At 72.2% G+C, this 23,906-nt stretch carries 25 protein-coding genes; 12 read left to right on the forward strand and 13 right to left on the reverse strand.

Translation table 11 applies throughout. From position 1 onward, the window contains the following. Positions 1-28: 28 nt before the first annotated feature. Positions 29-604, reverse strand: a complete 576-nt coding sequence (locus ACQP0N_RS31160; RefSeq protein ID WP_433116091.1) for a TetR/AcrR family transcriptional regulator — start codon at positions 602-604, stop codon at positions 29-31. Positions 605-723: 119 nt separating this feature from the next. Here ACQP0N_RS31160 and ACQP0N_RS31165 point away from each other — a divergent pair, with 119 nt between their 5' ends. The 3 genes from ACQP0N_RS31165 to ACQP0N_RS31175 all read left to right on the forward strand — a co-directional run bounded on the left by ACQP0N_RS31165 (position 724) and on the right by ACQP0N_RS31175 (position 4,263). Beyond that, entirely contained in the window at positions 724-1,635 is a 912-nt protein-coding gene (locus ACQP0N_RS31165) for an SDR family oxidoreductase (RefSeq protein ID WP_433116093.1), read from the forward strand. 94 nt (positions 1,636-1,729) lie between these two features. After that, positions 1,730-3,079, forward strand: coding sequence for an SAM-dependent methyltransferase (locus ACQP0N_RS31170; RefSeq protein WP_433116095.1), 1,350 nt, complete (start codon positions 1,730-1,732; stop codon positions 3,077-3,079). Further along, complete coding sequence (locus tag ACQP0N_RS31175) at positions 3,076-4,263, forward strand: NADH-quinone oxidoreductase subunit D (protein WP_355052481.1); 1,188 nt, start codon at positions 3,076-3,078, stop codon at positions 4,261-4,263. The genes ACQP0N_RS31170 and ACQP0N_RS31175 overlap by 4 nt, the downstream gene beginning before the upstream one ends. Positions 4,264-4,269: 6 nt before the next feature. Here the strand turns inward: ACQP0N_RS31175 and ACQP0N_RS31180 are convergent, their stop codons facing one another. After that, positions 4,270-5,004, reverse strand: a complete 735-nt coding sequence (locus ACQP0N_RS31180) for a hypothetical protein (protein ID WP_433116097.1) — start codon at positions 5,002-5,004, stop codon at positions 4,270-4,272. 263 nt (positions 5,005-5,267) lie between these two features. Between ACQP0N_RS31180 and ACQP0N_RS31185 the strand changes: the two genes are divergently transcribed. Next, on the forward strand, positions 5,268-6,065 hold the full coding sequence (locus ACQP0N_RS31185; RefSeq protein WP_433116098.1) for a hypothetical protein: 798 nt from the start codon (positions 5,268-5,270) through the stop codon (positions 6,063-6,065). 139 nt (positions 6,066-6,204) lie between these two features. Here ACQP0N_RS31185 and ACQP0N_RS31190 read toward each other — a convergent pair whose 3' ends face one another. From ACQP0N_RS31190 to ACQP0N_RS31200, 3 genes are all read right to left on the reverse strand, one after another. Then, on the reverse strand, positions 6,205-7,209 hold the full coding sequence (locus ACQP0N_RS31190) for a glycine betaine ABC transporter substrate-binding protein (protein WP_433116100.1): 1,005 nt from the start codon (positions 7,207-7,209) through the stop codon (positions 6,205-6,207). Between the two features lie 222 nt (positions 7,210-7,431). Beyond that, complete coding sequence (locus ACQP0N_RS31195; protein WP_433116102.1) at positions 7,432-8,169, reverse strand: ABC transporter permease; 738 nt, start codon at positions 8,167-8,169, stop codon at positions 7,432-7,434. Beyond that, positions 8,166-8,852 (reverse strand): ABC transporter permease, encoded by a 687-nt coding sequence (locus ACQP0N_RS31200; protein ID WP_433116104.1) that lies wholly within the window; start codon positions 8,850-8,852, stop codon positions 8,166-8,168. The genes ACQP0N_RS31195 and ACQP0N_RS31200 overlap by 4 nt, the downstream gene beginning before the upstream one ends. Positions 8,853-8,854: 2 nt before the next feature. On the opposite strand from ACQP0N_RS31200, the gene ACQP0N_RS31205 reads away from it, so the two are divergent. Beyond that, positions 8,855-9,856: an ABC transporter ATP-binding protein gene (locus ACQP0N_RS31205; RefSeq protein ID WP_433116106.1), complete on the forward strand. Its 1,002-nt coding sequence runs from the start codon at positions 8,855-8,857 to the stop codon at positions 9,854-9,856. A gap of 9 nt (positions 9,857-9,865) precedes the next feature. On the opposite strand, the gene ACQP0N_RS31210 is transcribed toward ACQP0N_RS31205, so the two are convergent. From ACQP0N_RS31210 to folP, 7 genes are all read right to left on the reverse strand, one after another. After that, positions 9,866-10,366 (reverse strand): hypothetical protein, encoded by a 501-nt coding sequence (locus ACQP0N_RS31210; protein WP_355052487.1) that lies wholly within the window; start codon positions 10,364-10,366, stop codon positions 9,866-9,868. A gap of 56 nt (positions 10,367-10,422) precedes the next feature. After that, positions 10,423-10,731: a hypothetical protein gene (locus ACQP0N_RS31215; RefSeq protein ID WP_355052488.1), complete on the reverse strand. Its 309-nt coding sequence runs from the start codon at positions 10,729-10,731 to the stop codon at positions 10,423-10,425. Between the two features lie 52 nt (positions 10,732-10,783). Further along, a complete protein-coding gene (locus ACQP0N_RS31220; RefSeq protein WP_433116108.1) occupies positions 10,784-11,998 on the reverse strand; it encodes an ABC transporter permease in 1,215 nt (404 codons plus the stop codon). Between the two features lie 118 nt (positions 11,999-12,116). After that, a complete protein-coding gene (locus ACQP0N_RS31225) occupies positions 12,117-12,647 on the reverse strand; it encodes a DUF3180 domain-containing protein (protein ID WP_355052490.1) in 531 nt (176 codons plus the stop codon). A gap of 19 nt (positions 12,648-12,666) precedes the next feature. Further along, positions 12,667-13,194 carry a 2-amino-4-hydroxy-6-hydroxymethyldihydropteridine diphosphokinase gene (folK, locus tag ACQP0N_RS31230; protein WP_433116110.1) on the reverse strand — a complete coding sequence of 176 codons (528 nt, stop codon included), beginning with the start codon at positions 13,192-13,194 and terminating at the stop codon, positions 12,667-12,669. Next, the gene (folB, locus tag ACQP0N_RS31235; protein ID WP_433116112.1) at positions 13,191-13,556 is read right to left on the reverse strand and encodes a dihydroneopterin aldolase; all 366 of its coding nucleotides are present in this window, start codon (positions 13,554-13,556) and stop codon (positions 13,191-13,193) included. Before folB ends, folK begins: the two co-directional genes overlap by 4 nt. Then, entirely contained in the window at positions 13,553-14,440 is an 888-nt protein-coding gene (gene folP, locus ACQP0N_RS31240; RefSeq protein ID WP_433116114.1) for a dihydropteroate synthase, read from the reverse strand. The genes folB and folP overlap by 4 nt, the downstream gene beginning before the upstream one ends. Positions 14,441-14,785: 345 nt before the next feature. On the opposite strand from folP, the gene ACQP0N_RS31245 reads away from it, so the two are divergent. From ACQP0N_RS31245 to ACQP0N_RS31275, 7 genes are read left to right on the forward strand one after another with little or no spacing between them, the layout of a single operon-like run. Next, positions 14,786-15,100, forward strand: a complete 315-nt coding sequence (locus ACQP0N_RS31245; protein ID WP_053654780.1) for a hypothetical protein — start codon at positions 14,786-14,788, stop codon at positions 15,098-15,100. A gap of 13 nt (positions 15,101-15,113) precedes the next feature. After that, on the forward strand, positions 15,114-15,476 hold the full coding sequence (locus ACQP0N_RS31250; protein WP_204942430.1) for a hypothetical protein: 363 nt from the start codon (positions 15,114-15,116) through the stop codon (positions 15,474-15,476). Positions 15,477-15,522: 46 nt separating this feature from the next. After that, complete coding sequence (locus ACQP0N_RS31255) at positions 15,523-18,888, forward strand: ATP-binding protein (RefSeq protein ID WP_433116116.1); 3,366 nt, start codon at positions 15,523-15,525, stop codon at positions 18,886-18,888. A 1-nt stretch (position 18,889) separates the two neighbouring features. Then, positions 18,890-20,842 (forward strand): MFS transporter, encoded by a 1,953-nt coding sequence (locus ACQP0N_RS31260; protein ID WP_433116118.1) that lies wholly within the window; start codon positions 18,890-18,892, stop codon positions 20,840-20,842. Next, on the forward strand, positions 20,839-21,396 hold the full coding sequence (locus ACQP0N_RS31265; protein WP_433116120.1) for a hypothetical protein: 558 nt from the start codon (positions 20,839-20,841) through the stop codon (positions 21,394-21,396). Before ACQP0N_RS31260 ends, ACQP0N_RS31265 begins: the two co-directional genes overlap by 4 nt. Then, entirely contained in the window at positions 21,393-22,568 is a 1,176-nt protein-coding gene (locus tag ACQP0N_RS31270) for a M23 family metallopeptidase (RefSeq protein WP_433116122.1), read from the forward strand. The genes ACQP0N_RS31265 and ACQP0N_RS31270 overlap by 4 nt, the downstream gene beginning before the upstream one ends. A gap of 13 nt (positions 22,569-22,581) precedes the next feature. Beyond that, complete coding sequence (locus ACQP0N_RS31275; protein ID WP_433116124.1) at positions 22,582-23,181, forward strand: hypothetical protein; 600 nt, start codon at positions 22,582-22,584, stop codon at positions 23,179-23,181. A gap of 3 nt (positions 23,182-23,184) precedes the next feature. Here the strand turns inward: ACQP0N_RS31275 and ACQP0N_RS31280 are convergent, their stop codons facing one another. Then, positions 23,185-23,739: an Rv0361 family membrane protein gene (locus ACQP0N_RS31280; protein ID WP_433121888.1), complete on the reverse strand. Its 555-nt coding sequence runs from the start codon at positions 23,737-23,739 to the stop codon at positions 23,185-23,187. Positions 23,740-23,906 lie beyond the last annotated feature (167 nt).

Here is a 23,906-nt window from a genome sequence, read left to right on the forward strand (position 1 = left end):
CGACCCCGGAGCGCAGATCTTCCAAGATCTACTGATGCGAGCCCACGGGTGACGTGATCGCGCGCAGCTCGGCGGCCACCTCGGCGATCAGGTCGCTGAGCGAGGCGTCGCTGCCGGGCGCGATCCAGCGGGCGTACGCGACCCGGAAGACCATGGCACCCGACTCGGTGGCCAGGGTGGCCGTGGTCTCGTCGAAACCCTTGGCGCGGAGGGCGGCGGTGACAGCGGCCACCAGCGAATCCGTCTTGCGCAGTTCGCGCTCCCGCAGCTCCGGACTGCTCTCGATGATGGCCTGTCGGGCCCGGACGAATTCCAGACGGCCGACGAAGACCTCCTCGGCCGCCCGGCCGAAGGCCGCCACCACGGCGTCGAACGGGCCGGCGTCCGACTCTGCCACCGTCTTGACCAGCACCTCTTCCAGGTGCCCGCTGCCGCTGAACAGGGCCTCGCGTTTGTCGCCGAAGAGTCGGTAGAAGGTGCGCTTGTCGAGACCGGCCCGCTCGGCGATGTCGGCGACGGTGGTCTGGTCGAAGCCGCGCTCCCGGAACAGCTCGAAGGCGGCCGCCTGGAGGCGGCCACGCGCGTCGGGTTGCCAGCGAGCCATGCCCTGATGGTATCCGATGTCACATTGCGACATTGCCGCCCTTGGTGATGTCGCGCAATGACATCAGGCGGGGTACGGTGATGTCGCAATGTGACATCGGCACTCGCGAAGGACACCCCATGCGCGTATTCGTCACCGGCGCCTCCGGCCACCTCGGCTCGGCGGTCGTGCCGGAACTGCTCTCCGCCGGGCACGACGTCGTCGGCCTCGCCCGCTCGGACACCTCCGCCGCCGCCATCGAGAAGCTCGGTGGCGAGGCCCGCCGGGGCGACCTTTCCGACCTCGACGTGCTCCGCGACGAGGCGGCCGCCTCCGACGGAGTGATCCACCTGGCGTTCCGCCACGACCTCATGCTCAACGGCGACCTCGCCGGCGCGGCCTCGGTCGACCTGGACGCCCTCACGGCACTCGCCGACGGCCTGGCCGACTCCGGCAAGCCCCTGGTCGGCACGAGTGGCACCGCCATGCTGGTCATGGGCGGCATCGTCGGTCGCCCCGGCACCGAACGGGACACCTTCCCGGGCGGCGGCTACCGGATCGACGCGGAGAACTTCGTGGTCGGCCTCGCCTCCCGTGGAGTGCGCTCCAGCGTCGTCCGACTCGCGCCGACGGTGCACAGCTCACTCGACCGGTACGGCTTCATCGCCGCCATCATCGCGAGCGCCCGACAGCACGGGTACGCCGCGTACGTCGGCGACGGGGCCAACCGGTGGCCGGCCGTACACACCGTGGACGCGGCCGTGCTGTACCGACTCGCCCTGGAGAAGGCGCCGGCCGGCGCACGCCTGCACGGCGCCGCCGATGAAGGAGTCTCCTTCCGGCAGCTCGCCGAGACGATCGGCCGCAACCTCGACATCCCGGTCCGGAGCATCGACGCCGACGAGGCGGGCGAGTACTTCGGCTTCCTCGAGCGATTCGCGCAGATGGACAACCCGACCTCGTCCGCCGTCACCCGCGACCTGCTCGGCTGGACCCCGACCCACCCCGGCCTGATCGCCGACCTCGACGAGGGGCACTACTTCCGGCCGTGAACCCGCAGGGCCGCGCGACGGGGATCGGAGGCCGGCACCGGACCGGTAGCCGTAGGGTCGGCACGGTGACGCCCTCCGCACTCCGCACTCGCTGATGCCGATCACGTGGCGGGACGCGATGAGCCAGGCCCTCTACGGGCCGGACGGCTTCTTCGTGGCCGGCACCGGACCGGCCGACCACTTCCGGACCAGCGTGCACGCCTCCCCCGCCTTCGCCACCGCGCTGCTGCGCCTCCTCACGCAGGTCGACGCCGCCCTCGGCCATCCACCACGGCTGGACGTGGTCGACGTCGGGGCTGGGCGCGGGGAGCTTCTGCTCGCCCTGCGCCGCCTTGTCGCGTCTGCCGGCTCCGTCGGACTCACGGTCGGGGTTTCCGGGGAGCCCGCCGACTCCGTCGGACTCGCGGTCGGGGTTTCCGGGGAGCCCGCCCACTCCGGGCGGTCAGGCTTGATCCCTACGTGGGCGGGCTCCCCGGAAACCCTGACTCCTGCGGCCGTCGTCCGTCGGTCACCCGACGAGCCGTCGTTGGTCGCTGATCGTCCGTCGCTGGCGGAGCGGGTCCGCTTCACCGCAGTCGAGTACGCCGACCGGCCGGAGAACCTGCCTAAGGACATCTGGTGGACCACCGAGATCCCCGACGGCATCACCGGACTGCTGCTGGCGACCGAGTGGCTGGACAACGTGCCGTTGGACGTGGCGGTGAAGACCACTGATGGCTGGCGGTATGTGCTGGTCGAACCCTCGACCGGGGTGGAGACGGTCGGTGGGCCGGTCGACGCCGCTGATCTTGATTGGCTGACCACCTGGTGGCCCGGCCCTGCGGGATCTCGCGGTGCGGACCGTGCCGTTACCGGTGGTCGAACCTCGCCGGATGCGACGAGCGGAAGCGGGTCGGGTTTCGGGGCAGCCCGGCCGGCGCAGGGATCAAGCCTGACCGCCCGGAGCCGGCCGGGCTGCCCCGAAACCCACAGCAGTGACTACCGACGCGCCGAGATCGGCCGAAGCAGAGATGCGGCATGGGCCGATGCGGTGCGACGGATCAGCCGCGGGTTGGCGGTGGCGGTCGACTACGGGCATCTGCGGGAGGGGCGGCCGGTGGACGGGACGTTGACGGGTTTTCGGGGTGGGCGGCAGGTGCCTCCGGTGCCGGACGGGTCGAGCGATGTCACCGCGCACGTGGCCATGGACTCGATCGCCTCCGCCGGCGCAGCGGTCGCCCGGTGTGCGTACTCCCTGGTCTCTCAGCGGGAGGCGCTGCGGGCGCTCGGGGCCGACGGCGGCCGACCGCCGCTCAGCCTGGCCGGCACCGACCCGGCCGGCTACGTGCGGGCGCTGGCCGCGGCGTCGGCGGTGGCCGAGCTGACCGATCCGGCCGGGCTCGGCGGACACTTGTGGCTGCGCCAACCGGTCGGCATCGGGCTACCGCCGGCCGTGGCACGATGACGGGCATGAGCACCGACGCCGGGGACCTCCGTGAACTGACCGTCGGCACCGGGGCCGGGCTGGTCGCCGGCACCGGCGGTCAGCAGCTCGGCACCGACATGGTGCTCAACATCGGCCCGCAGCACCCGTCGACGCACGGCGTGCTGCGACTGAAGCTCGTGCTCGACGGCGAACGGGTGGTCGCCTGCGAACCGATCGTCGGCTACATGCACCGGGGCGCGGAGAAGCTCTTCGAGGTACGCGACTATCGGCAGATCATCGTGCTGGCCAACCGGCACGACTGGCTGTCGGCGTTCTCCAACGAGTTGGGCGTGGTGCTCGCCGTGGAACGCCTGATGGGCATGGAGGTGCCGGAGCGGGCCACCTGGCTGCGGATGGCTCTCGCGGAGCTGAACCGGGTGCTGAACCACCTGATGTTCCTCGGCTCGTACCCGCTGGAGATCGGCGCGATCACCCCGGTCTTCTACGCGTTCCGGGAACGGGAGACCATCCAGGCGGTGATGGAGGAGGTCTCCGGGGGCCGGATCCACTACATGTTCAACCGGGTGGGCGGCCTCAAGGAGGAGGTGCCGTACGGCTGGACGGGACGGGCCCGCGCGGCGATCGGCGAGGTCCGTCGGCGGCTGCCCGACCTGGACCACCTGATCCGGCGCAACGAGATCTTCCTGGCCCGTACCGTCGGAGTGGGCGTGCTGTCCGCCGCGGACGCCGCCGCGTTCGGCGCGTCCGGGCCGGTGGCCCGCGCCTCCGGGCTCGACCTGGACCTGCGCCGCGACGACCCCTACCTGGCGTACGACGAGCTGGACGTCCCGGTGGTCACCAAAACCGCCGGGGACTGCCACGCCCGCTTCGAGGTGCTCCTCGACCAGGTGTACGCGTCGCTGGACCTCGCCGAGCAGTGCCTGGACCGGGTGGACCGGCTCACCGGGCCGATCAACACCCGCCTGCCGAAGGTGCTCAAGGCGCCGGAGGGCCACACGTACGCCTGGACGGAGAATCCGCTCGGCATCAACGGCTACTACCTGGTGTCGCGGGGCGAGAAGACGCCCTGGCGGTTGAAGTTGCGCACCGCGTCGTACGCGAACGTGCAGGCGCTGGCCACCCTGCTGCCCGGCTGCCTCGTACCGGACCTGATCGCCATCCTCGGCTCGATGTTCTTCGTGGTCGGCGACATCGACAAGTGAGCGGGATCAGCGCCAGCGGTCGGTGATCGGGGCGCCGCCGGCGCGGGGCGCGTCGTCCTGCGGCGGGTAGCCGTACCGTTCCTCGACCCGGCGGCGGCCACCCCGCTCGGGGGTGGGTTCCGGCTCGTGGCCGCGCTGACGCGGCGGACGCCACTCGTCCGGTACGGCCACGCCACCGACCGGCAACGCCGGCCGACGATCGTCCTGCCGACGCGGGTCCTCCTGCCGACGCGGGTCCTCCTGCCAGCGCGGATCCTCGTGACGGCGGGCGTCCTCGTGGCGACGCGGATCCTCGTGGCGGCGCGGGTCCTCGTGGCGGCGCGGGTCCTCGTGGCGGCGTGCCTCTTCGTGGCGGACGGACGCCCAACGGTCCGCCATTCGGTACTCGGTGCCCGTGGCGTCGGCGTGCACCTCGGCCCGGCGTTCCCCGACGTGCAGCTCACGGCCGTTGTCGTCGTCGCGGACAGCCGCCCACCGGTCGCCGGCCCGCAGCTGGGACCAGTACTCGCCGGTGTCGTCCGCGCGCAGGGCGGGACCGGGCTGCGGGGCGACCGCGCGCTCCGGCTCGGCCTGCTCCGACCAGCCACGGCGCTGCGAACGACCGTCCCACGCGGACTCGTCGGCCGGCGCGTACGCGTCGCGCTGGTCGGTCCACTCCGGCTCGTCGCCGCGAGCCGTCCTGCGGGGCTCCTCGTCGCCACGCTCGGGTCCACCCCATCCCGAACCGTCGCGGGGGCCCACCGGGGCCGACTCCCCCCGAGAGGCGTGCTGCGCACCCCAGGACCGGTCGTCGGCGCGGCGGCCGCGGTCGTCGTCGGCGTACGCGGACCGGGGCTCCTGCGCGTCGTCCCAGGAACGGGCACGCCCCGGGCGCCGCCGCCCCGGGTCCATTCCTGGGCCGGCGGGGTCCACTGGCCGCCGTACCCGGCGCCGTAGCGCCCACCCGACTCGGCGGGACCGCCGTCGACGACGGTGTGCCGGGTCGTAACGTGCACGGTCTCGGTGTGCCGGACCACGCCGACCGGCCGGTGCGTCGACTCCGGGCGCTCGCGCTCACGCGGGCGGTCGTACTCCCGCTGCGGGTCGTACTCGCGCGCCCGGTCGTGCTCCGGCGGGCGCGCAGCGGCGCCGTACACGCTGCCGGCGGTGGGCTCGGGAGCATCCGCGGCGCGGTGGCGGTACGCCGGTTCGTCGTCGGCACGGTCGTCGCGTCCCCACCGACCGGCCGCCTCGTCCGGTGCCGGCACCCGCGCCCGAGGGCGTCCTCGCCCGTGGCCGGGCCCGGAACCCGACCGGCGGCCTCGCCCGGAGCCGGCACCCGCACCCGGGCGGCCGGGATGTCGCCGGGCACCGGTACCCGGCTGCGGGCGGGTGGGGTGTCGTCCACCGGTTCGACGGACGGCACGCGGGCCCGGCTGGCCGCCGCCGGCTCGGCGGCCGGGGCGCCGCCAGCGAGGGCCGCGCCGGTGGCGTCGAGGCGGCGACGGACCGCGGCGATCCCCTCCTGGGCGCGCTGCGCCTGGTCGAGCGCCTGGTTACCGCGCTGCGCGGCGGCCACGATCTCGGCGCGCAGCTCCCGGCGCAGCTCCTCGATCTCCTCCAGCAGCTCGTCGGCCCGCGCCGACGCGCCGTCCCCGTCGGGGCGCAGCGCGATGGAGAGGCCGATCAGGACCACCGCCACGATGGCGAGCACCGCCGCGAGACGCAGCGGACCGTTACCGTCAGCCACCAGGAGAATCAACGCCGCGACGGGCGCCAGCGCCACGCCGCCCCAGAAGAGCACGGTCAGCAGGAGCGGTTGACGCCGGGCGTCGGAGGTGACCGGGGCTGGCATGGAAGAGCAGCCTACCGACGATCCGCACCGGAGGGAACGGTTCCCGGACGCACGGACGCCCCCGCCCCTACGGGGCGAGGGCGTCCGTCACACGCCGTAGCAGAGCGTCAGCTCGTGGCGAACGCACTGTCCGAGGAGAAGACCAGACCCACACTGATCTTGCCCTCACGCAGACCGTTCTTGGTCAGCGGTCCACCCTGGTCCAGCGAGGAGAACGAGCCCACCGACAGACCGTAGGTCTTCTCCAGGCCCGGCTTGCAGAACGGCCGCTGCTGGCACTCCGGCGGGCCGCCCAGCACGGTGGCGCTGCCGGAGCACTTCGCGGCCAGCTCGGAGAGGGTCCGTACGCCGTACTTGTCGGCGAACTCCTGGGTCACCGCGAAAGCGTTCTGGTCCTGCGCGGCGGCCGGGGCACCGAAGGTGATGCCCACCTTGTCGCCCTCGGCCTTGAGCGCGGTCACCGTGGTGTTGATGTCGGGCGAGGAGACGGGCTTGGGGTTCTGGCCGTTGGCCTTGGTGTTGAGGAACTCGGCCATTGTCGACGCGTACTCCGGGACGACCTGGACCTCGCCCTTCTCCAACGCCGGCTCGTACAGCTCCCGGTTGCCGATCTGCTGCACCTTGACCTGGTAGCCGGCGGTGGTGAGCGCGATGCGGTACAGCTCGCCCAGGATCTGGCTCTCGCTGAAGTTGGCGGCGCCGACCACGATCTCGCCACCCGGGCCCTTGGCGATGCCCGCGGTGAGGTTGTTGGCGCTGGCGAACTCCTCGGCCGCGACCTTGGGGGTCTTGCGGTCGACGTCGACGGCCTTGTTGAGCTGGACCAGCTTCGGCGTGTCGAGAGTCGCGGAGACCTTGTCGAGCGCGGCGATCAGCTGTGGGTTGGCCACCTTGCTGTTGATCGCCGGGATGACGTTGTCGGAGTTCTGGAGCTTCTTGTCGTCGGTCAGCGCGATGAGCTGCTTGCCGGCGACCGGTGCGCACCCAGCGCCGGAGGCGCTGGTCTGGGGGGCGTCGGTGCCGGACGAGCCGGCGTCGCCACACCCGGTGAGAAGTGCTGCCCCGGCCACGACGCCGACGGCGCCGATCGCGAGACGTGTACGTGCGCGCATATGTGCCGCCCGCCTTCCGTGTCCCGGCGCGACCCGTCCCGGGCCGGCCGCGTGTCCGACGGGCGATCCTGGATGTCGATCGCCCGCAATTCCCACCCAACATGGTCCACGGCCGACCGACAACTCGGGATGGGCTTCGTCACCGCATCGTCACCGACCGGCCCGCCGCTGGTCGCCGCTTCGGCGTCCGCTCACCCGGACGAGAGCACGCCCGGTGACCTCTCAGGCGCGGCCGGTGGCGTCGGCGGGTCGCGGACGGCCCGCGCGCTGCCGGCCCCGGCGCAGTGGACGCGGGGTGACCACGCGTTCGACGATCCCGAGCAGCAGCTCGGCCAGCAACGCCAGCCCGGCCACCAGCACACCGCCGGCCACGATCTGCCCACCGCCGACGGCGATGCTCAGACCGAACCCGGTGCGGATGATCTCGCCGAGCCCGCCGCCGTTGACGAACGAGGCCAGCGCCGCCGTGGCGATGACCTGCACGGCCGCGGTCCGGAAACCGGCGGCCAGGTACGGCACCGCCAACGGCAGCTCCACCCGCCGCAGCAACTGCCCGCCGGACAGGCCCATCCCCCGGGCCGCGTCGCGCGCCTCCGGGTCCACCTGGCGTACGCCGGTGTAGGCGTTGGCCAACAGTGGCGGCACGGCGAAGACAGCGAGCGCCACCACCACCGGCGTACGTCCGAAGCCGAGGAACGTCAGCGGCAGGATGGTCAGCAGCGCCAGGGTGGGGATGGCGAGGGTGGCGTTGGACACGAGCACCACCAGGCCGCCGCCCCGACCAACGTGCCCGAGCCAGAGCCCGACCGGCCAGGCCACCAGGCAGCCGAGCGCCACGGCCAGGGCGGAGATCGTCAGGTGCTCGCCGAGGCGATCCAGGATGCCGCCGGGGTTGGTCCAGTTCAGCGGGTCGTTGAGCCAGAGCACCCCCTGCTGAAGGGGGTTCGCGGCGGCGCTCACCGGGCGCCCCGGGCGGCCCAGGGGGTGACCAGCCGGCCGACGAGCACCAGCAGCAGGTCCAGCAGCACCGCCAACGCCACGCAGAGCACCGTCCCGGTCATGATCTCGGCCTTGTAGAGGTTGTTCTGGAAGCCCGCGAAGATCAGTTGCCCGAGGCCGCCATGCCCGACCAGCACCCCGACCGTGACCAGCGCGACGGTCGACACGGTGGCCAGCCGCAGCCCGGTCAGGATGCCGGGGATGGCCAGCGGAAGGTCGATCCGGAACAGCCTCCGCCACCGGCCGTAGCCCATGCCCTCGGCGGCCTCGCCGACCTCCGGCGGCACCTGGTTGAGCCCCGCCACCACGTTGCGGACGATCAGCAGCAGCGCGTACAGGACCAGCCCGACCAGTACGGTGGTGGCGCCGGTCCCCAGGTATGGCGCGATGAAGGCGAACAGCGCCAGCGACGGAATGGTGTAGATCACTCCGGTGACGCCGAGGATCGGGCCGGCCAACGGGCGGAACCAGTACGCGAGCACGGACAACGGCAGGGCGATGAGCACCGCGATCAGCACCGCGCGCCCGGTGAGGGAGGCGTGTTCGCGCACGGCGGCAAGGATCGTGTCAGAGTTGTCCCGCACGTACTGCCAGGAGAACCAGGGGTTACCCGGGTCGGCCCGGTAGCTCAGGCGGAAGGACATACGTGGACGTTACCCCGGAGGCCCCCGGCGCAGCCGAGTCCCCTCGCGCGGCGTCGATCTCCCTGCAGGGCATCCAGAAGCGCTACCCGAACGGCACCGAGGCCGTCCGGGAGCTGAGCCTGGACGTCCGGGCCGGCGAGCTGGTGGTGCTGATCGGCCCGTCCGGCTGTGGCAAGTCGACCGTACTCCGCATGATCAACCGCTTGATCGAGCCGACGGCCGGTCGGATCATGCTCGGTGACGAGGACGTCACGGACGCCGACCCGGTGCGGCTACGCCGCCGGATCGGCTACGTGATCCAGAACGTCGGCCTCTTCCCCCACCAGACGGTCCGGGCCAACGTGGCCACCGTCCCGGGCCTGCTCGGCTGGTCCCGCCAGCGGACCCGCGCCCGGGTCGACGAGCTGCTCGACCTGGTGGGACTGGACCCGAACCAGTTCGGCCGCCGCTATCCGCACGAGCTGTCGGGCGGTCAGCGGCAGCGGGTCGGCGTGGCCCGGGCGCTGGCCGCCGACCCGGTGGTGCTGCTGATGGACGAGCCGTTCTCGGCCGTGGACCCGATCGTCCGGGCCCGCCTGCAGGAGGAGTTCCTCCGCCTGCAGGCCGAGGTCCGCAAGACGATCGTGCTGGTCACCCACGACCTCGACGAGGCCGTCCGGCTCGGCGACCGGATCGCGGTGCTGTCCGAGGGCGGCCATCTGGAGCAGTACGACACGCCGGCCGCGCTGCTCGGCGCACCCGCCACCGCGTTCGTCCGGGAGTTCGTCGGCGCCGACCGGGGCATCCGCCGGTTGGCGGTCACCCCGCTCGACCGGGAGTCCCTGGAGCCCGTGCCCGGCGACGCCCCCGCCGACCTGCCCACCGTGGGGCTCGACGGCACGGCGTACGACGCCCTGGCGGCGCTGCTGACGTCGGAACAGGACCGGCTCCTGGTGACCGACGAAGGCCGCCCGGTGGGCGCGCTCAGCCGCCAGAGCCTGCTCGGCCCCGGGGCCGGTTCCTAGGAACAGGTCCTAGGCGCGGCCGCCGAGGCTCGCGGTGCCGATGATCCAGCCGGTGAGGAAGCCGTAGCCGGCGCCGCTGCTCGCGTCCTGCAGCGCCTTCAGCAGCGACGGGTCCGGGCCGAGGAGCGCCGCCAGCACGGCGGCGAGCCCTCCGGCCAGCACGTACGCGGCCCAGCCGGAGAAGAACTGGCTGACCGGCCCGGGTACCCGGGCCACCTGCGCGGCGGGCAGCAGGTAGAGCAGCGCCACCGCGAGGAGCACCAGCGCGACGGCCCGCAGGTCGGCGGCGAACAGGCCGCCGGCCTGCCCGTCCGCGTCCAGTCGCCAGGCCGGCCAGGCGAGCAGGCGCAGGTAGAAGCCGCCCGCCGAGGTCGGATCGGTAAGCGTCGCGGCGGCCCAACCGGTGTACGCCGGGCTGCCGCAGATGCCGACCAGCAGCAGTACGGCGAGCGCGCCGGTGCCGGCGGCCGTCCCGTAGCCGCTGACCGGGCCCGTACGGACGAATCCCATGATCCGCCCAGCGCCCCGGCCAGCCGGCCGGGTGGACCTGGGCTGCGTGGGGCGGCTCAGTGCTTCAACAGGTAGTCGATGAAGGCGGCCCGCAGCAGCGGCGCCGACTCCTCGTAGCCGTGCCCGGTCAACTCCCGCCACAACGCGTTCGCCTCGTCGATGGTCGGGCCGATCGAGTTCGGCGCGCCGTCCAGCACCGTGGCCTCGTCCGCGTTCGGCAGGTGGCGCAGCACCGACCAGTAGAAGCCCACGTCGCGGCGCTCCCGGGCCAGGGCGAACGCCCGCTCCCGCAGTTCCTCCGTGGACAGCGCGTCGAGTTCCTCGAACGAGGTTCCGCCGGGGGCGGCGGCTGGTGTGTCGGTCATGCGGCGAGCCTAACGGTCGAGATCACCGTCGGCTCGGCGGACGCCGCACGGCTCACCGGTCGCCGGCATCCCAACGCCGCGGGCCGTCCTCCCAGCGGGGATCGCGCCACGGGTCGGCCGGCTCCGGCGCGGGCGGCGTCGGCAGCGTCGGCGGCCAGTTGTCGGCCAACTGGGGCCGGGGCACGCTCCAACCCGAGCTGATCGTGCCGTCGCCGACGGGCTCGGGCTTCTCCACCACACCCGGCCGGGGCCGCCCGAACGTCTCGACCAGTCGGGTCGCCAACAGCCCGACACCGAGCGCCACCCCGCCCACCGCCCAGCGGCTCACCGACCAGTCGCGCTCCGGCGCGTACGCCTCGAAGACGGTGACCAGGCCGACCGCCAGCACCGTGCCGAACACGCCACCGCGCCGGCCGTACGCGCTGGTGCCGCCGAGCAGGGACACACCGACGGCGAGCACGGTCCAGTCCAGCCCGGAGGTGGGCGTGACGACGCCGGGAGGGTTGGCGGCGAGCAGGACCCCGGCGAGCGCGGCCAGCACGGTGGAGCCGACGAGCGCCAGCGCGGTGACCACGGCGGCCAGCGCGCCCCGACGCCGGGCCGGATCGGCGACCGGCCGGTACCGGCCCACCAACCGGCGGATCGCGCGGATCGTGCCGAACAGACCGCCGAGGACCGCGACGGCGGCGAACCCGGCGAAGAGGTAGCCGGCCGTACTTCTCGGGTCGTAGTTCCCCTGCACCAGCACCGGCGCAGACCGGCGTTCGATGTACACCACCACGCCGGCGGCGCCGGCCAGGCTCGCCGCCCACGCGGGCACCTGCAGGGCCACCACGGCGAGCGCCAGCACGAGACCACCCACCGCGGCGACCACGACGGCCGACCCCACGGACGTGGCCAGACCCCGGTCGCCCTGCTCCGCGTAGTGCAGCGCGGCGGCGACGGCCACCGGCCCGATGGCCAGGTTGGGGGCGGCGGTGCGCAGACTCAGCCCGGCGGCGAGAGCGAGCAGCCCCAGGCCGACCGCGTCGACCAGCAAGGTGCGCAGGTCCGCACCGCGTAGCGCGTCCGGGTCGGCCCGCCAGAGCAGCCAGCCCAGGCCAGCCAGACCGGCCAGCAGCAGGAACTCCCAGAACACGTGCACGCTGACGCGGTCGCGGCCCGGCTCGCCGTGGGTGGGATCGTCGAAGACGTTCTCCAGGACGGCGGCGGGAACCGCGGGCGTGGGGTCGACCGACCGCTCCCGGCCCGTGTCTTCGTACCCCATGGCACCGCCTCCCCAGTGGCCGGCCGCTTCCGTCCCGGCACACGGACGGACCGGGGCGGCCGTTGCTCTCCGATCGGAGGCACCGTACCCGCGGTGGGAGCCGGACGTAACCCCCTGCTCAGCGCTGGCCGGGGCGGCTCTCGCGCTGGTCCTGCTCGTGCTCGTCGTCCGGGCGCTCCGGGACGCGGCAGGAACGTTCCAACCACAGCGCGGCGCCCACCAGCGCCAGCGACGCCAGTAACCCGCCCCCGGCGGCCGGCCGGTCCTCGGTGGCGGCGCGGGTGGTCTCCACGAAGAGCCACCCGCTGAGCCCGGCGTAGAAACCGGCGAAGATGGAGCCCGCCAGCGCCGACGCCTTGGCCAGCACCACGAACCGGGCGACCAGCAGCGGATTGACCGGATCCCGGCCGGGCTTGCGGTCGATGCGGCCGCGGGTGTTGACGGCCGCGTACGCCTCCAGCACCGCGAGCGCGGCCAGCGTCACCACCGGCAGCCACGGCAGGCGGGGGATGCCGCTGTAGTAGAACGCGCTGATCAGGAGCCAGGCCACCGCCGCCGCGGCCAGGGCCGCCACGACCAGCGTCGAGATCCGGGTGGGGCCCATCCGCGACCCGTCGGGGCCCGGCGGTGGGGACTTCGCCTGACTCATGTCGGCCGGCTCCACTGGGTCATGTCGTCGACTCTAACGTCAGTTCCGGCCGGGGACGCAGTTCCAGCGCGTCGTCGGCGGCCGGGCCGGAGGTGAGCAGGTCGGTCAGCCAGCCATGGCCGGGCAGCCGCCCGTACGGTTGGATGTCGATCCACGGCCGCAACACGAACGCGCGCAGGTGGGCGCGGGGGTGCGGCAGGGTCAGCTCCTCCTCGTCGCTGAGCAACGGCTCGTCGTCGTCGCCCCACACCGCGATCACGTCCACGTCGAGGGTGCGCGGCCCGAACCGCCGCCCCGGGTCACGGACCCGACCGGCCGCGCGCTCCGCGTCGTGGGCCCGCGCCAGCCAGTCGCGCGGGGTCGCGCTCCCGTCCTGGGCGAGCACCACGGCATTGAGGTACGCGGGCTGGTCGGCGTCTCCCCACGGTGGAGTCTCGTACACCCCGGAGACCACCAGCACGGAGTCACCCAGCGTCGCGACGGCCGTCCGGAGGTGGTCGAGGCGATCGCCGAGGTTGCTGCCGAGCGACAGCACGGCCCGGGTCATCGGGTACGCGTCCGCGTCATCGTGACGGCCACGTCGGTGAACGTGTGCGGCACCGGCGCCTCCGGCTTGTGCACGGTGACCGTCGCGGTGACGACCCGCTCGTCGGCCAGGCAGACCGCGAGCAGCCGGTCCGCCAGGGTCTCGATCAGGTTGACCGGTTCTCCGGTCACCACCGCCACCAGCCGCTCGGCCAGTTCGCCGTAGTGGACCGTGGCGGTGACGTCGTCGCTGGCGGCGGCCGGGCCGAGGTCCAGTTCGAGGACGGCGTCGACCACGAAATCCTGCCCCTGCTCCCGCTCGAAGTCGTACACCCCGTGCCGGCCGCGGGCCCGCAAGCCGGTCAGCTGGATCCGGTCACTCATCGGATGGCCTCCGCACGACCGACGGGCTGGCCATCGGGACGGACGGGCGTGAGGCGCGGCCGGCCGGTGGCGGTCCAGACGGCGAGCGCGTCCGCGGTGGCCCGCACGTCGTGCACGCGTACGCCCCAGGCGCCGGCCGCGACGGCCAGCACGCTGGTGGCCACGGTGGCGGCCTCGCGTTGGGCGGTTGGCCGCGGTGTGCCGTCGGCGGCGGCGAGCAGGCGACCGAGGTAGGACTTGCGGCTGGCGCCGAAGAGCAGCGGGTAGCCGAGGTCCAGCAGCTCCGGTAGGCGCGCGCTGAGTTCCCAGTTGTGGGCGGCCGTCTTGGCGAAACCGAGGCCCGGGTCGACGACGATGCGGTCGGCGGCCACCCCGGCGGCCAGCGCCGCGTCGACGCGCTGCCCGAGCTCCACGCGTACGTCGGTCACCACGTCGGTGTAGCTCGCCAGGTCACGCATCTGCCGGGAGTGGCCGCGCCAGTGCATGAGGACCCAGGGGCAGCCGGCGTCCCGCACGACACGGGCCATGTCGGGGTCGGCCAGTCCGCCGGAGACGTCGTTGACCACCACGGCGCCGGCGGCCAGCGCCGCCTCGGCCACCCGCGCGCGGCTGGTGTCGATGCTGACCGGTACCCCGGCGGCGCTCAGCTCGCGGACGACCGGCAGTACGCGTTCGGCCTCGGTCGCCGCGTCGACCCGGTCGGCGCCCGGGCGGGTCGACTCGCCGCCGATGTCGATCAGGTCCGCCCCGGCCTCGCGCAGACGGACGCCGTGTCCGACGGCCGCGTCGAGGTCGGCGTACCGTCCGCCGTCGGAGAAGGAGTCCGGCGTGACGTTGAGGACGCCCATCACCACCGGGCCCGGAGCCCGTACCAGATCGGTCACGACTAGACCGTACCGGTCGTGACGACGGAGCTCGGCGACCCGGGTCGACCATCCCTGACGTGCACATTGGAACAGGTGTACGATCGGTCGTCCGGGCAGCAACAGGCAGTCCCTTCGCGGCTTGTCGCAATCCGGGGCGGCCCGTACGCTTTGGAATTGGCCAGCATGGAGATGGCGAAGCCTGGAGGGAGGGCCGAAGCGGGGAAAAACCGCCCAAAGCTCGCCACCCTCCGTGGTGAGTAACGAACACAGGGTCGAAATCGCTGCGCCCTGTGAGCAGATTTCCCGCCAGGCTTGCCTACTGCACCGCCGCGGCTCCGCCGGCCGCGATATGGGGAGGTTCCAGTGATCGCCTTCGAGCTCATGGAGACGGCGTCGTCCGGCGTCGCCCACGCGCTCTCCACCCTGGCCTCGGCTCCGCTCGCGGAGCCGGCACCGAAGGGGATCGACACCAACGGTGTGGTCACCTTCTTCGCCAGCAAGATCGCGCCGATCCTGCTCGCGGTCCTGGGCGTCATCTTCATCGGTCGCGCCAGTCGGGGCGAGATTTCCAAGGTCCTGACGAGCTCGGCGATCGCCATCGTCGGACTGGCCTTCATCGCCGGGGCGGCAACACTCTTCTTCGTCGGCGATTACCTGATCGACCTGATCTTCGAATAGGCGCGGTCACCAGATGCGGCTGCGCACCGACGACGACATCTACCGGGCCCGCCTGGTCTACCTCGGGCCGCCCGGCTACACACTTCCGGTCCACCTGCCCTACGCCCAGTACGGGCTCTTCATCCTGCTCGTCCCCCTCTACATGTTCATCCACTGGCTGTTCACGTTGACGGTCGACCTCTTCCCGGCCTGGGAGATCGCGCTCGCCATCGTGACCACGTCTTTCATCTTCCGGCACGTTGATCCAGATCGGCCGGCGCGGGTGGTCATCCGCACCGCGCTGACCGACTGGCGACGCACCCGGGAGCCGGCGATCGAGCAGCGCGACCCGCGCCTGGTCGGCAGCCGGATCAGGATCCGGGAGGAGCTGGCATGACCGGGGGTACGTCGATCGGTCTGTTTCACCTGGGTGAGGCGGTCGCATGAGTCGCTCTTCCACGCCGGGCTCCCCGGCCGGCCGCCCGGCCGTGCCGGCCAGTCACCGTGCGCAGTCGTTCGACTACCCCGAGACCGAGGATGAGGTCGCACTCGATCCCGCGCTGGTGACCTCGCCCGGTCACGGCGCGGTCGGCGTGTTCCAGGCACCCCGGCCGGTCGCCCGCCGGACGCCTCCCGCCGAGCCGAGCACGGTCTCGGCCGGCGAGAACGCCGACATCGACTCGCCCTTTTTGGACCTGTTCGGTGGCGCCCGCCCCCGGGCCGTGACGGCGGCTCCCGCCAGCCGGCCCCAGCCGGCGATCCCGCAGCAACCGCCGACGCCGACCCGGCCGGCTCCCGAGCTGGAGCCACCGTGGACACCCGACGAGTCGCGCAGCGCCGGGCGCCGGGCAGACACCCATCCGGCCGGCGAGACCCGGGTGCCGCACCAGGCGGGCGACCGCCGTCCGACGCTGCAGCCTGCGGCCGAGGTCGAGCAGACCGCCGCGCCCGCGTCCCCGTCGGCGGTCACCGCCCCAGCGCCCCGGGCATCGGGCACCACGTCCGTCGGGCAGCCGGCAGCCCCGGTGGAGCGCCCCGTCGCCCCGGCCGAGCGGCCGACCGCGCCGACGGCCCGCCCGGTCAGCGCCGTTCCGGGCGAGCGGCCGGCTCTGGAACGCGGACCACGTCGCACTTCCCGGCCGGAGCATTCCACGGACGCCGGCAATGAGGTGGCCACGCCCCGCCAACGGGCCACGAAGCAGCAGGACCGGCCGATCAAGCCGGTCCGGGTCCGCGCCCCGAAGATCAAGTTCGGTGACCGGGACCCGTCGGTCGAGCTGGCCATCACCGAGATCGCCGGTCACCTGACCTTCACGCCGAACACGGTGACCGCCTGGTACTGGCTGCCCGAGGTGCGCTGGGCCTTCCGCCCCGACGCCGAACGCGAGGCACTGCTGTCGGCGATCTCCGAGCAGTACGCGGGCCTCGCCGGCTTCCGACTGCACCTGCGGCGGACCACCCGGCCGTTCCCGGCCGACGAGTGGGCACGCACCATCGACACCCACACGGCCGCGCCGCTGCCCGACGTGCCCGGCACGACCGGCTGGGCGGACCACCTGGTCGCCGCCCAACGGCACCTGATGGCGGTCAACCACGCCGAGGGGCAGACCTACCTGGGCGTCACCTTCGCCCGGCGTTCCCTCGGCGACTCGATGACCGAACGCCTGCTCCGCACCTTCGGCCGGGGCACGGCCGACGGCGAGCGTCGCAAGCTGGGTCGCACGGTCGAGCAGTTCGACGAGGTGCTCGGTGCGTTCGGCATGCGTGGCCGACGGGTCACCGCGCAGGAGCTGGAATGGCTGCTCTACCGCTCGGTCGCGCTGTGCATGGCGCCCCCGGGTCGGCTCTCGCCGGTGACCGACGGGCAGTGGGAGCGCGGTGACCTGCTCGCCCTGACCGAACAGGTCGAGCGCTACCGCACCCCGTACGGCTCGACGGTCAAGCTGGTCAACCGGATGACCGGCGAGGAACGGCACGTGGCAGTGCTCGCCGTCGGCCGGATGGAACCGCTGGAGATCCCGGAACGGCACGAGCCGTGGCTGCACTTCCACGAACGACTGCCCTGGCCGATGGAGATCTCCACCCGGGTCGACATCCTCGGCTCCGGTGACTCGTTCCGTAACCTCGAACACCGGCTCCGAATGATCCGCTCCCAGCAGCTCGACTACGCCGAGCACGGCATCGACGCTCCCCCGGAGCTGGAACGCCTCGCCAAGCGGGCGCTGGTGATCGGCGACGAGATGACCACCGGTCTGCCCGTCGACTCAGCGCGCGCACACGGCTGGCACCGCATCGCCGTCGGCGGCCGGACCAGGGAGGAGTGCCTGGAGCGGGCCCGCCGGCTCATCCAGCTCTACTCCCGCGAGCTGCGCATCTCCCTGCAGCACCCGAAGAACCAGGACTGGCTGGCCCGCGAGTTCATCCCCGGCGAACCGATCGCGAACACCGGCTACGTCCGCCGGATGCCCGTCCCGCTGCTCGCCGCCGCACTCCCCCAGGCCGCCTCCACCGTCGGCGACCGCCGAGGCGACCTGATCGGACGTACCGCCGGCACCTGCCGCCGCCCGGTCTTCCTCGACCTGCACTTCCCCATGGAGGTACGCGAACGCTCCGGGCTCGCGGTGTTCGTGGCCGAGCCGGGTGGTGGCAAGTCGACCCTGCTCGGCGCGCTGGGCTACCTCGCCGCCCGACGGGGTGTGCAGGTGACCCTCCTCGACCCGTCCGGGCCGCTGGCCCGGCTCTGCGCCATGCCCGAGCTGCGCCCGTACTCCCGGGTGTTGAACCTGACCGGCTCCGAGCACGGCACCCTGGCGCCCTACTCGCTCATCCCCACGCCCCTGCGCACCGAGTTCGCCAGCGGGGCCGCCGGCGACCGTGAGTTCGAGATCGCCGTCTCCAATGCGCGCGCCGAACGCCGCATGCTGGTCCAGGACATCTGCATGATGCTCGTGCCGCCGCAGGTGGCCCGGGAGGCGTCGACCGCCACCCTGTTCCGGCACGCCGTCCGGCAGGTGCCCGCCGAGGAGACGTCCACCCTGGACGACGTGGTGAGCTGCCTCGGGCGGCTCGACGACGACGCCGGCAAGGAGTTGGCGAACCTACTCCTGGACACCGCCGAGATGCCGCTCGCCATGCTGTTCTTCGGCCGGCCACCCGAAGGGCTGCTGGGCGCGGACGCGGCGCTCACCGTGATCACCATGGCCGGACTCCGGCTGCCCGACCTCAAGATCGAACGTGAGTACTGGTCGGCCGAAGAGGCGCTCGCCCTGCCGATGCTGCACACCGCGCACCGGCTCGCCGTCCGCCGCTGCTACGGCGGGTCGATGTCGTCCCGCAAGCTGGTCGGCCTCGACGAGGCGCACTTCATGGAGGGCTGGCGGTCCGGGCGTTCGTTCCTGGTCCGGCTCGCCCGCGACTCCCGGAAGTGGAACCTCGCCGCGCTGGTCGCCTCGCAGAACCCCCGCGACATCCTCGGCCTCGACGTGCAGAACCTCGTCTCCACCGTCTTCGTCGGCCGGATCGCCGAAGACGCCGAGATCGCCTCCGAGGCGCTGCGCCTGCTGCGGGTGCCGGTCAACGACGGGTACGAGGCCACTCTGGCCTCGCTCTCCGCCGCCGACAGCAACTCGGCCTCCCGCCTCGGCTTCCGGGAGTTCGTGATGCGCGACGTCGACGGCCGGGTGCAGAAGGTCCGGGTCGACGTCTCGTACGTCGACGGCCTGCTGGACCACCTCGACACGACGCCCGCCGCGATCGCCGCGGCGGCCGGAGTCCTACCGAGCATCTCCCTGCCCGATCTGGAGGCGTGACATGGCTGGGGCCCGGGTTCGGATCGCGTCGTTCCTGCTCGCGCTCGGCGTCCTGGCGGGGGCCACACTCAGTTGGCCGTTCCTCGGCGCGGAAGCGGCCGCCGCCGCCCCACCCGTCACCCAGGCCCGAGCCGAACTCTGCACCACCGCCGAGTGGCAGGCCGACTTCCGGGCCTGCGTGGGGAAGCTCCAGGCGGTCAGCGAGGACGAGGTCAAGTGCCGCAACGCGCCGACCCCGGGCACACCCGACTCCGGCCTCGCCGGCTGGTTCGCCGCAGCACCACCGGCTGAGGCGGCGAACGGCATAGCCGGTCGCTACAGCCTTTATGGATACGCGGGTTACAGCTACAACACCTACGACATCGACGGCGGCTGCGCATCGAGCGTCCTACATCCCGACTACAAGTTCACGACGACGATCGCCAACGGGGAGTTCATGGTCGCCACGGCGGTCATCGGCGCATCGAACGCGTTGCGCGAGCGCGCCTGGGATCCCCGATCCATGTGGGGCTGGGCGGACCCGCTGGTAGAAAAGGCGACGAAGTCCGTCTACGAGAAGGTGTTCAGCGTCTTCGGGATCGTCACGCTGTGCGTGGTGGGCCTCTACCTCCTCTGGCGCTCCCGCCAGTCGGACATGAGCAACGCGATGACCACCGCGGGTTGGGCTCTCCTCGTGATGGTCGCGGTCACCGCACTGGCCGCCTGGCCGGTGAAGTCGGCGAACATCGCGGACGGCACGCTGATCACCAGCCTCGGTGTGGTCCACGACGCGGTAGGCCCGCAAGCGAAGGAGCCCGACCCCGGGCGATGCATTGATCCGGACCGCTGCAAGGACCTCCGCACGCCGGCCGTTCGCGCGAGCGACACCGCTACCGAGACCATGCTCTACCGAAACTGGGTCCGGGGTGTCCTCGGGTCGGCCGACAGCGAGACGGCTCGCAAGTACGGGCCGGCGCTGTACGACGCGCGATCCCTGACATGGGGCGAAGCCCAGTCAATGCGCGCCAACCCGGCCACCCGGGAGGCGACAATCAAGGCGAAGCAGCAGCAGTGGGCGCGGGTGGCCCAGCAGATCCAGACCGAGGACCCGGAGGCGTACGAGTACCTCCAGGGCGTCCGGGACATGGACCGGGTCGGGGCGGGGTTCATCGCGGTGCTGGCCTCGGTGCTGTTCGCCATGTTCGACCTGACGGCGTCGCTTCTGGTCCTGCTGGGGTTCCTCATCTTCCGGTGGGCGGTGATCGCGGCGCCCATCCTGGGCACCGTCGGGCTGCTCAGACCGGCCAGCGCCGGCCTGCGACGGCTGGCGAACGCCGTCGTCGCCGCGATCTTCAACATCGCCATCTTCGGCACCGGGGCCGCCATCTACCTGTTCGCGGTCGATCTGATCATGAGTACGCCCACCCTTCCCGGATGGCTCCAGGTGGTACTGGTGTGGTTGTGCGGAGTGGTCGGTTGGCTACTGCTACGGCCGTACCGGCGCATCACCCAGCTTGGTGGTAAGGACAGCAGCGAGGCGGTCGGTTCGGCCGGCTCCTGGCACCGCCGCTTCTTCCGTGACATGCGGGTCGCGGCGCGACTCGACATCGTGGAGCCTGGGGGCACGGTGGAACCGGTGGGCGGGCGCCGCCGGTCACCGGACGCCGAGCAGACCCGGCTGCGCCCGGAGGCACGCCGGGAAGACACGGCCCCGACGCCGACGCCCACCCCGGCAGGGAGCCGACGCAGCGACGACGTTCGACCGGATGGTCACGAACGCGCCGACGAGGCACCGATCGGGGAGACCGGCGGTCGAGACCGTCCCGTGCCGCCGCAGCCTCGTCGCCGCCAACCGGCGACGTGGACCGAACCGGATGTTCCGGCGGAGAACCCGTCATTCGTGGTCTATCGGCCGGGATCTACCGAACGTGCGCCGGATCGCACCGGACCACGGGTGCGTTCCGAGGCTCGGTGACAGCGATGCGACGGGCCCTGGAGTTCCTCTTCAGCCGGGCACTGCGATCCCGGCTGGGGGTGGCCGCGCTGATCGCGGTCCTCATCCTCGGGGTGATCGGAGCGGCGCGCCTGGTGTCCGGTCCGACCGACCCGACCGACGGGTTGAGCAACCGGCCGAACCGGCCGATCACCACGGTCGACCCGACGGCTGGTGACGATGGTCTGATCGCCACCGAGGCGCCCCCATCGCCGGTAACCCCACCCGGTGCTCGTTCGCCCGAGCAGATCGCGGACCGGTTCGCCTCGGCCTGGATCGGCCGGCCCGGCATGACAGCCGACCAGTGGCACGCCGGGCTGCGGCCGATGTCGACGCCGGCGCTCACCGAGAAGCTGGCCGGGGCCGAGCCCGGCGGGGTGCCGGCCGAGGAGGTGACCGGTCCGCCGACGGTGCGGTCGCGCACCGAGACCTTCGTCGAGGTGCTGCTACCGCTCAACACCGGCCGTCTCCGGTTGGAGCTGGTGATGGCGGACAAGAGTTGGCTGGTCGACGTGGTCGACTGGGAGCGACAGTGACCGCCGGCCGAGCAGGCCGCGCTCTTCGTCGGCCGATCCGGGCCGGCGTGATCGCCTCGGTGCTCACCGGCGTACTGCTCCTGCTCTGCTGCACCGGGGGGACAGCGGCATTCTTCCTCAGTGGTCTCGGGGGCGATGCGGAGGACGGCGACGCCCTCGCCGGCTGGGGCTGCGGGCCGGTGCGTCCCGTCGACATCACCGGCGAGCTACCGCGGTTCAGCGAGTACGGCGACGCGCAGGTCCGCAACGCGGCGATCATCATCAAGGTCGGTCAGGACATGGGGGTTCCCTCGCGTGGTTGGGTGATCGCCCTCGCCACGGCGATGCAGGAGTCCGCCCTGCGCAACCTGGCCAACAAGGACGTGCCCGAGTCGCTGTCCCTGCCACACGAGGGCGTCGGCGCCGACCACGACTCGCTGGGCCTCTTTCAGCAGCGTCCGGGGTGGGGCTCGATCGCCGAGCGGATGACACCCGCGTACACCGCCCGGAAGTTCTACGAGAAACTCGTCAAGGTGCGCAGCTGGCAGCGCCGGCCGCTGACCGTCGTGGCGCAGCAGGTCCAGGTCAGCGCCTATCCGGACGCGTATGCCAAGCACGAGGAGCTGGCCGGCAAGATCGTGGACGCACTCGCCGGTGGTGCGGCCCGCACCGTTCAGATCAATGGCAAGGCGGTGTGCGACGCGGCCGAGCGCGGCGAGATCGCCGCTTCCGGCTGGACGGCACCGATCTCCGGCGACGTCGGCTCCGGTTTCCGGACCACCGATCGTCCCAGCCACAACGGTGTCGACATCGGAGCGGCAAAGGGCACCGAGATCCGTGCCGCGGCAGCCGGGCGAGTGCTTGTTGCCCGCTGCGACCCGGACAACAAGGGACGCCGGAGTTGCGACGTGGACGGTTATCCGGGCAAGGGTGGCTGTGGCTGGTTCGTCGACATCCTGCACGCCGGTGGCTACATCACCCGTTACTGCCACATGGTGGTCCAGCCCCGTGTCTCGCCGGATCAGATCGTCCCCGCCGGCGAGGTGATCGGACAGGTCGGCAGCAGCGGCAATTCGTCCGGACCGCACCTGCACTTCGAGGTGCACCTGCGCAGCGACCGGTCCAGCCGGGGCGCGACCGACCCGATCCCCTTCATGCGCCAGCGGGGCGCTCCGCTGCGCGCCGCGGAGTGAGGCCGTCACTGGCATGACCGGACCCCTGCCGGACCCGTTCGCCGACCAACCCGACTGGGCGCCCCGGCCACCCCGCCCCCTGACCATCGTGCCCGCCACTGGGCGCGTGGAGCTGCGCGGGCAGCGGGTGCTCGTGGGTCTGCCCGGGCTGGGCTGGCGTGGAGACCTGCGCGCGGACGACCGGGTCGTGCAGGGCGCCCGCACCTACGTGCCGGTCATCCCCGAACACGAGTGGTACCGGGCCGAGGCCGACCAGGTCGAGGTGTTCGCGCCGCTGGTGCCGGTGGAGCGGGTGTGGGTGGAGACGGTCGGTGAACGGCCCACAACGGAGGGCGTACGGGACAACGGCATCCGGTTGGTCTCGCTCGACGGCCCTTCCCACCGCGCTCCCACCCCCGTATTCGAGGCGGACGCGGTCACCGGACGCCGGGTTGTGCACGTCGAGGACGGTCGCGAACACCGGGACATGAGAGCGGTGACCGAGACTTACTCGGGAGCCGAGGGCGACATCTGCGTGCGGATCGCGCCCGAGGTGGAGTGGTACCGCTGGGCCTGGCGCGGCCAGTCACCCACCACGCTGGAGGTACCGGTCCATCTGCTGTGGATCGAGTGAAATCTAGCCGACCCTCGCACCAGTACATACACGCCAGCCGTCTCTGTCCTGGACATCGAACCGCCAAGTGTCAGCCAGACTTTGTTGAATCCCATCGATCGATGCACTACGGCGGATTACAGCGATGACCGAGGCATTACTCGAATTAGTCTTCGCGACGCTAATACCTTCGATGTTGATCGAGAATGAAACGCCAAGTTCTTGCTCACGTCGGACTGCTTGCGCATTGAACTCATCCAGCGCCGGGACCGACCCATCGCAAGTAAATAGCTTGGCTCTGTTGGGGTCGCGAGACACAAGCGCTGCCTGCAGATAGTTGACGACGACAACGTCGGGGGCGCTGCGGTCCGGAGCAGCGGCGCGGTTGTACAGCACGAAACCTGTCACCACCCCACCGAGCAGGAGCAGCGCGAGCACACCACCGACAACGATGAGCACGGTGCGCAGCCGGCGGCGTCGTGGCTGTGGAGCCGGCGTTGGCGGGGCCGGCGGCAGCTGTTCGGACGGAGTCCGCTGGGCCGGTACGCGGGAGACCTGGGAACCGGCGGGGGGCTGCACTGATTCCACCTCCTGACGTTAACGGCTGGACGGCCCGGAGCCAATGCCTCAGATCCAGCGGATCGTGACGGACCACTCCCCACCGGTGACATCCGCGACAACACCGGCGCACCGCCGCAGTACCTCCCGGAGGTGGGGCTCTGGCTGGGATACCGTCACTGCTCGGG

The sequence above is a fragment of the Micromonospora sp. CA-246542 genome, from assembly GCF_050942905.1.
GTDB lineage: Bacteria > Actinomycetota > Actinomycetes > Mycobacteriales > Micromonosporaceae > Micromonospora.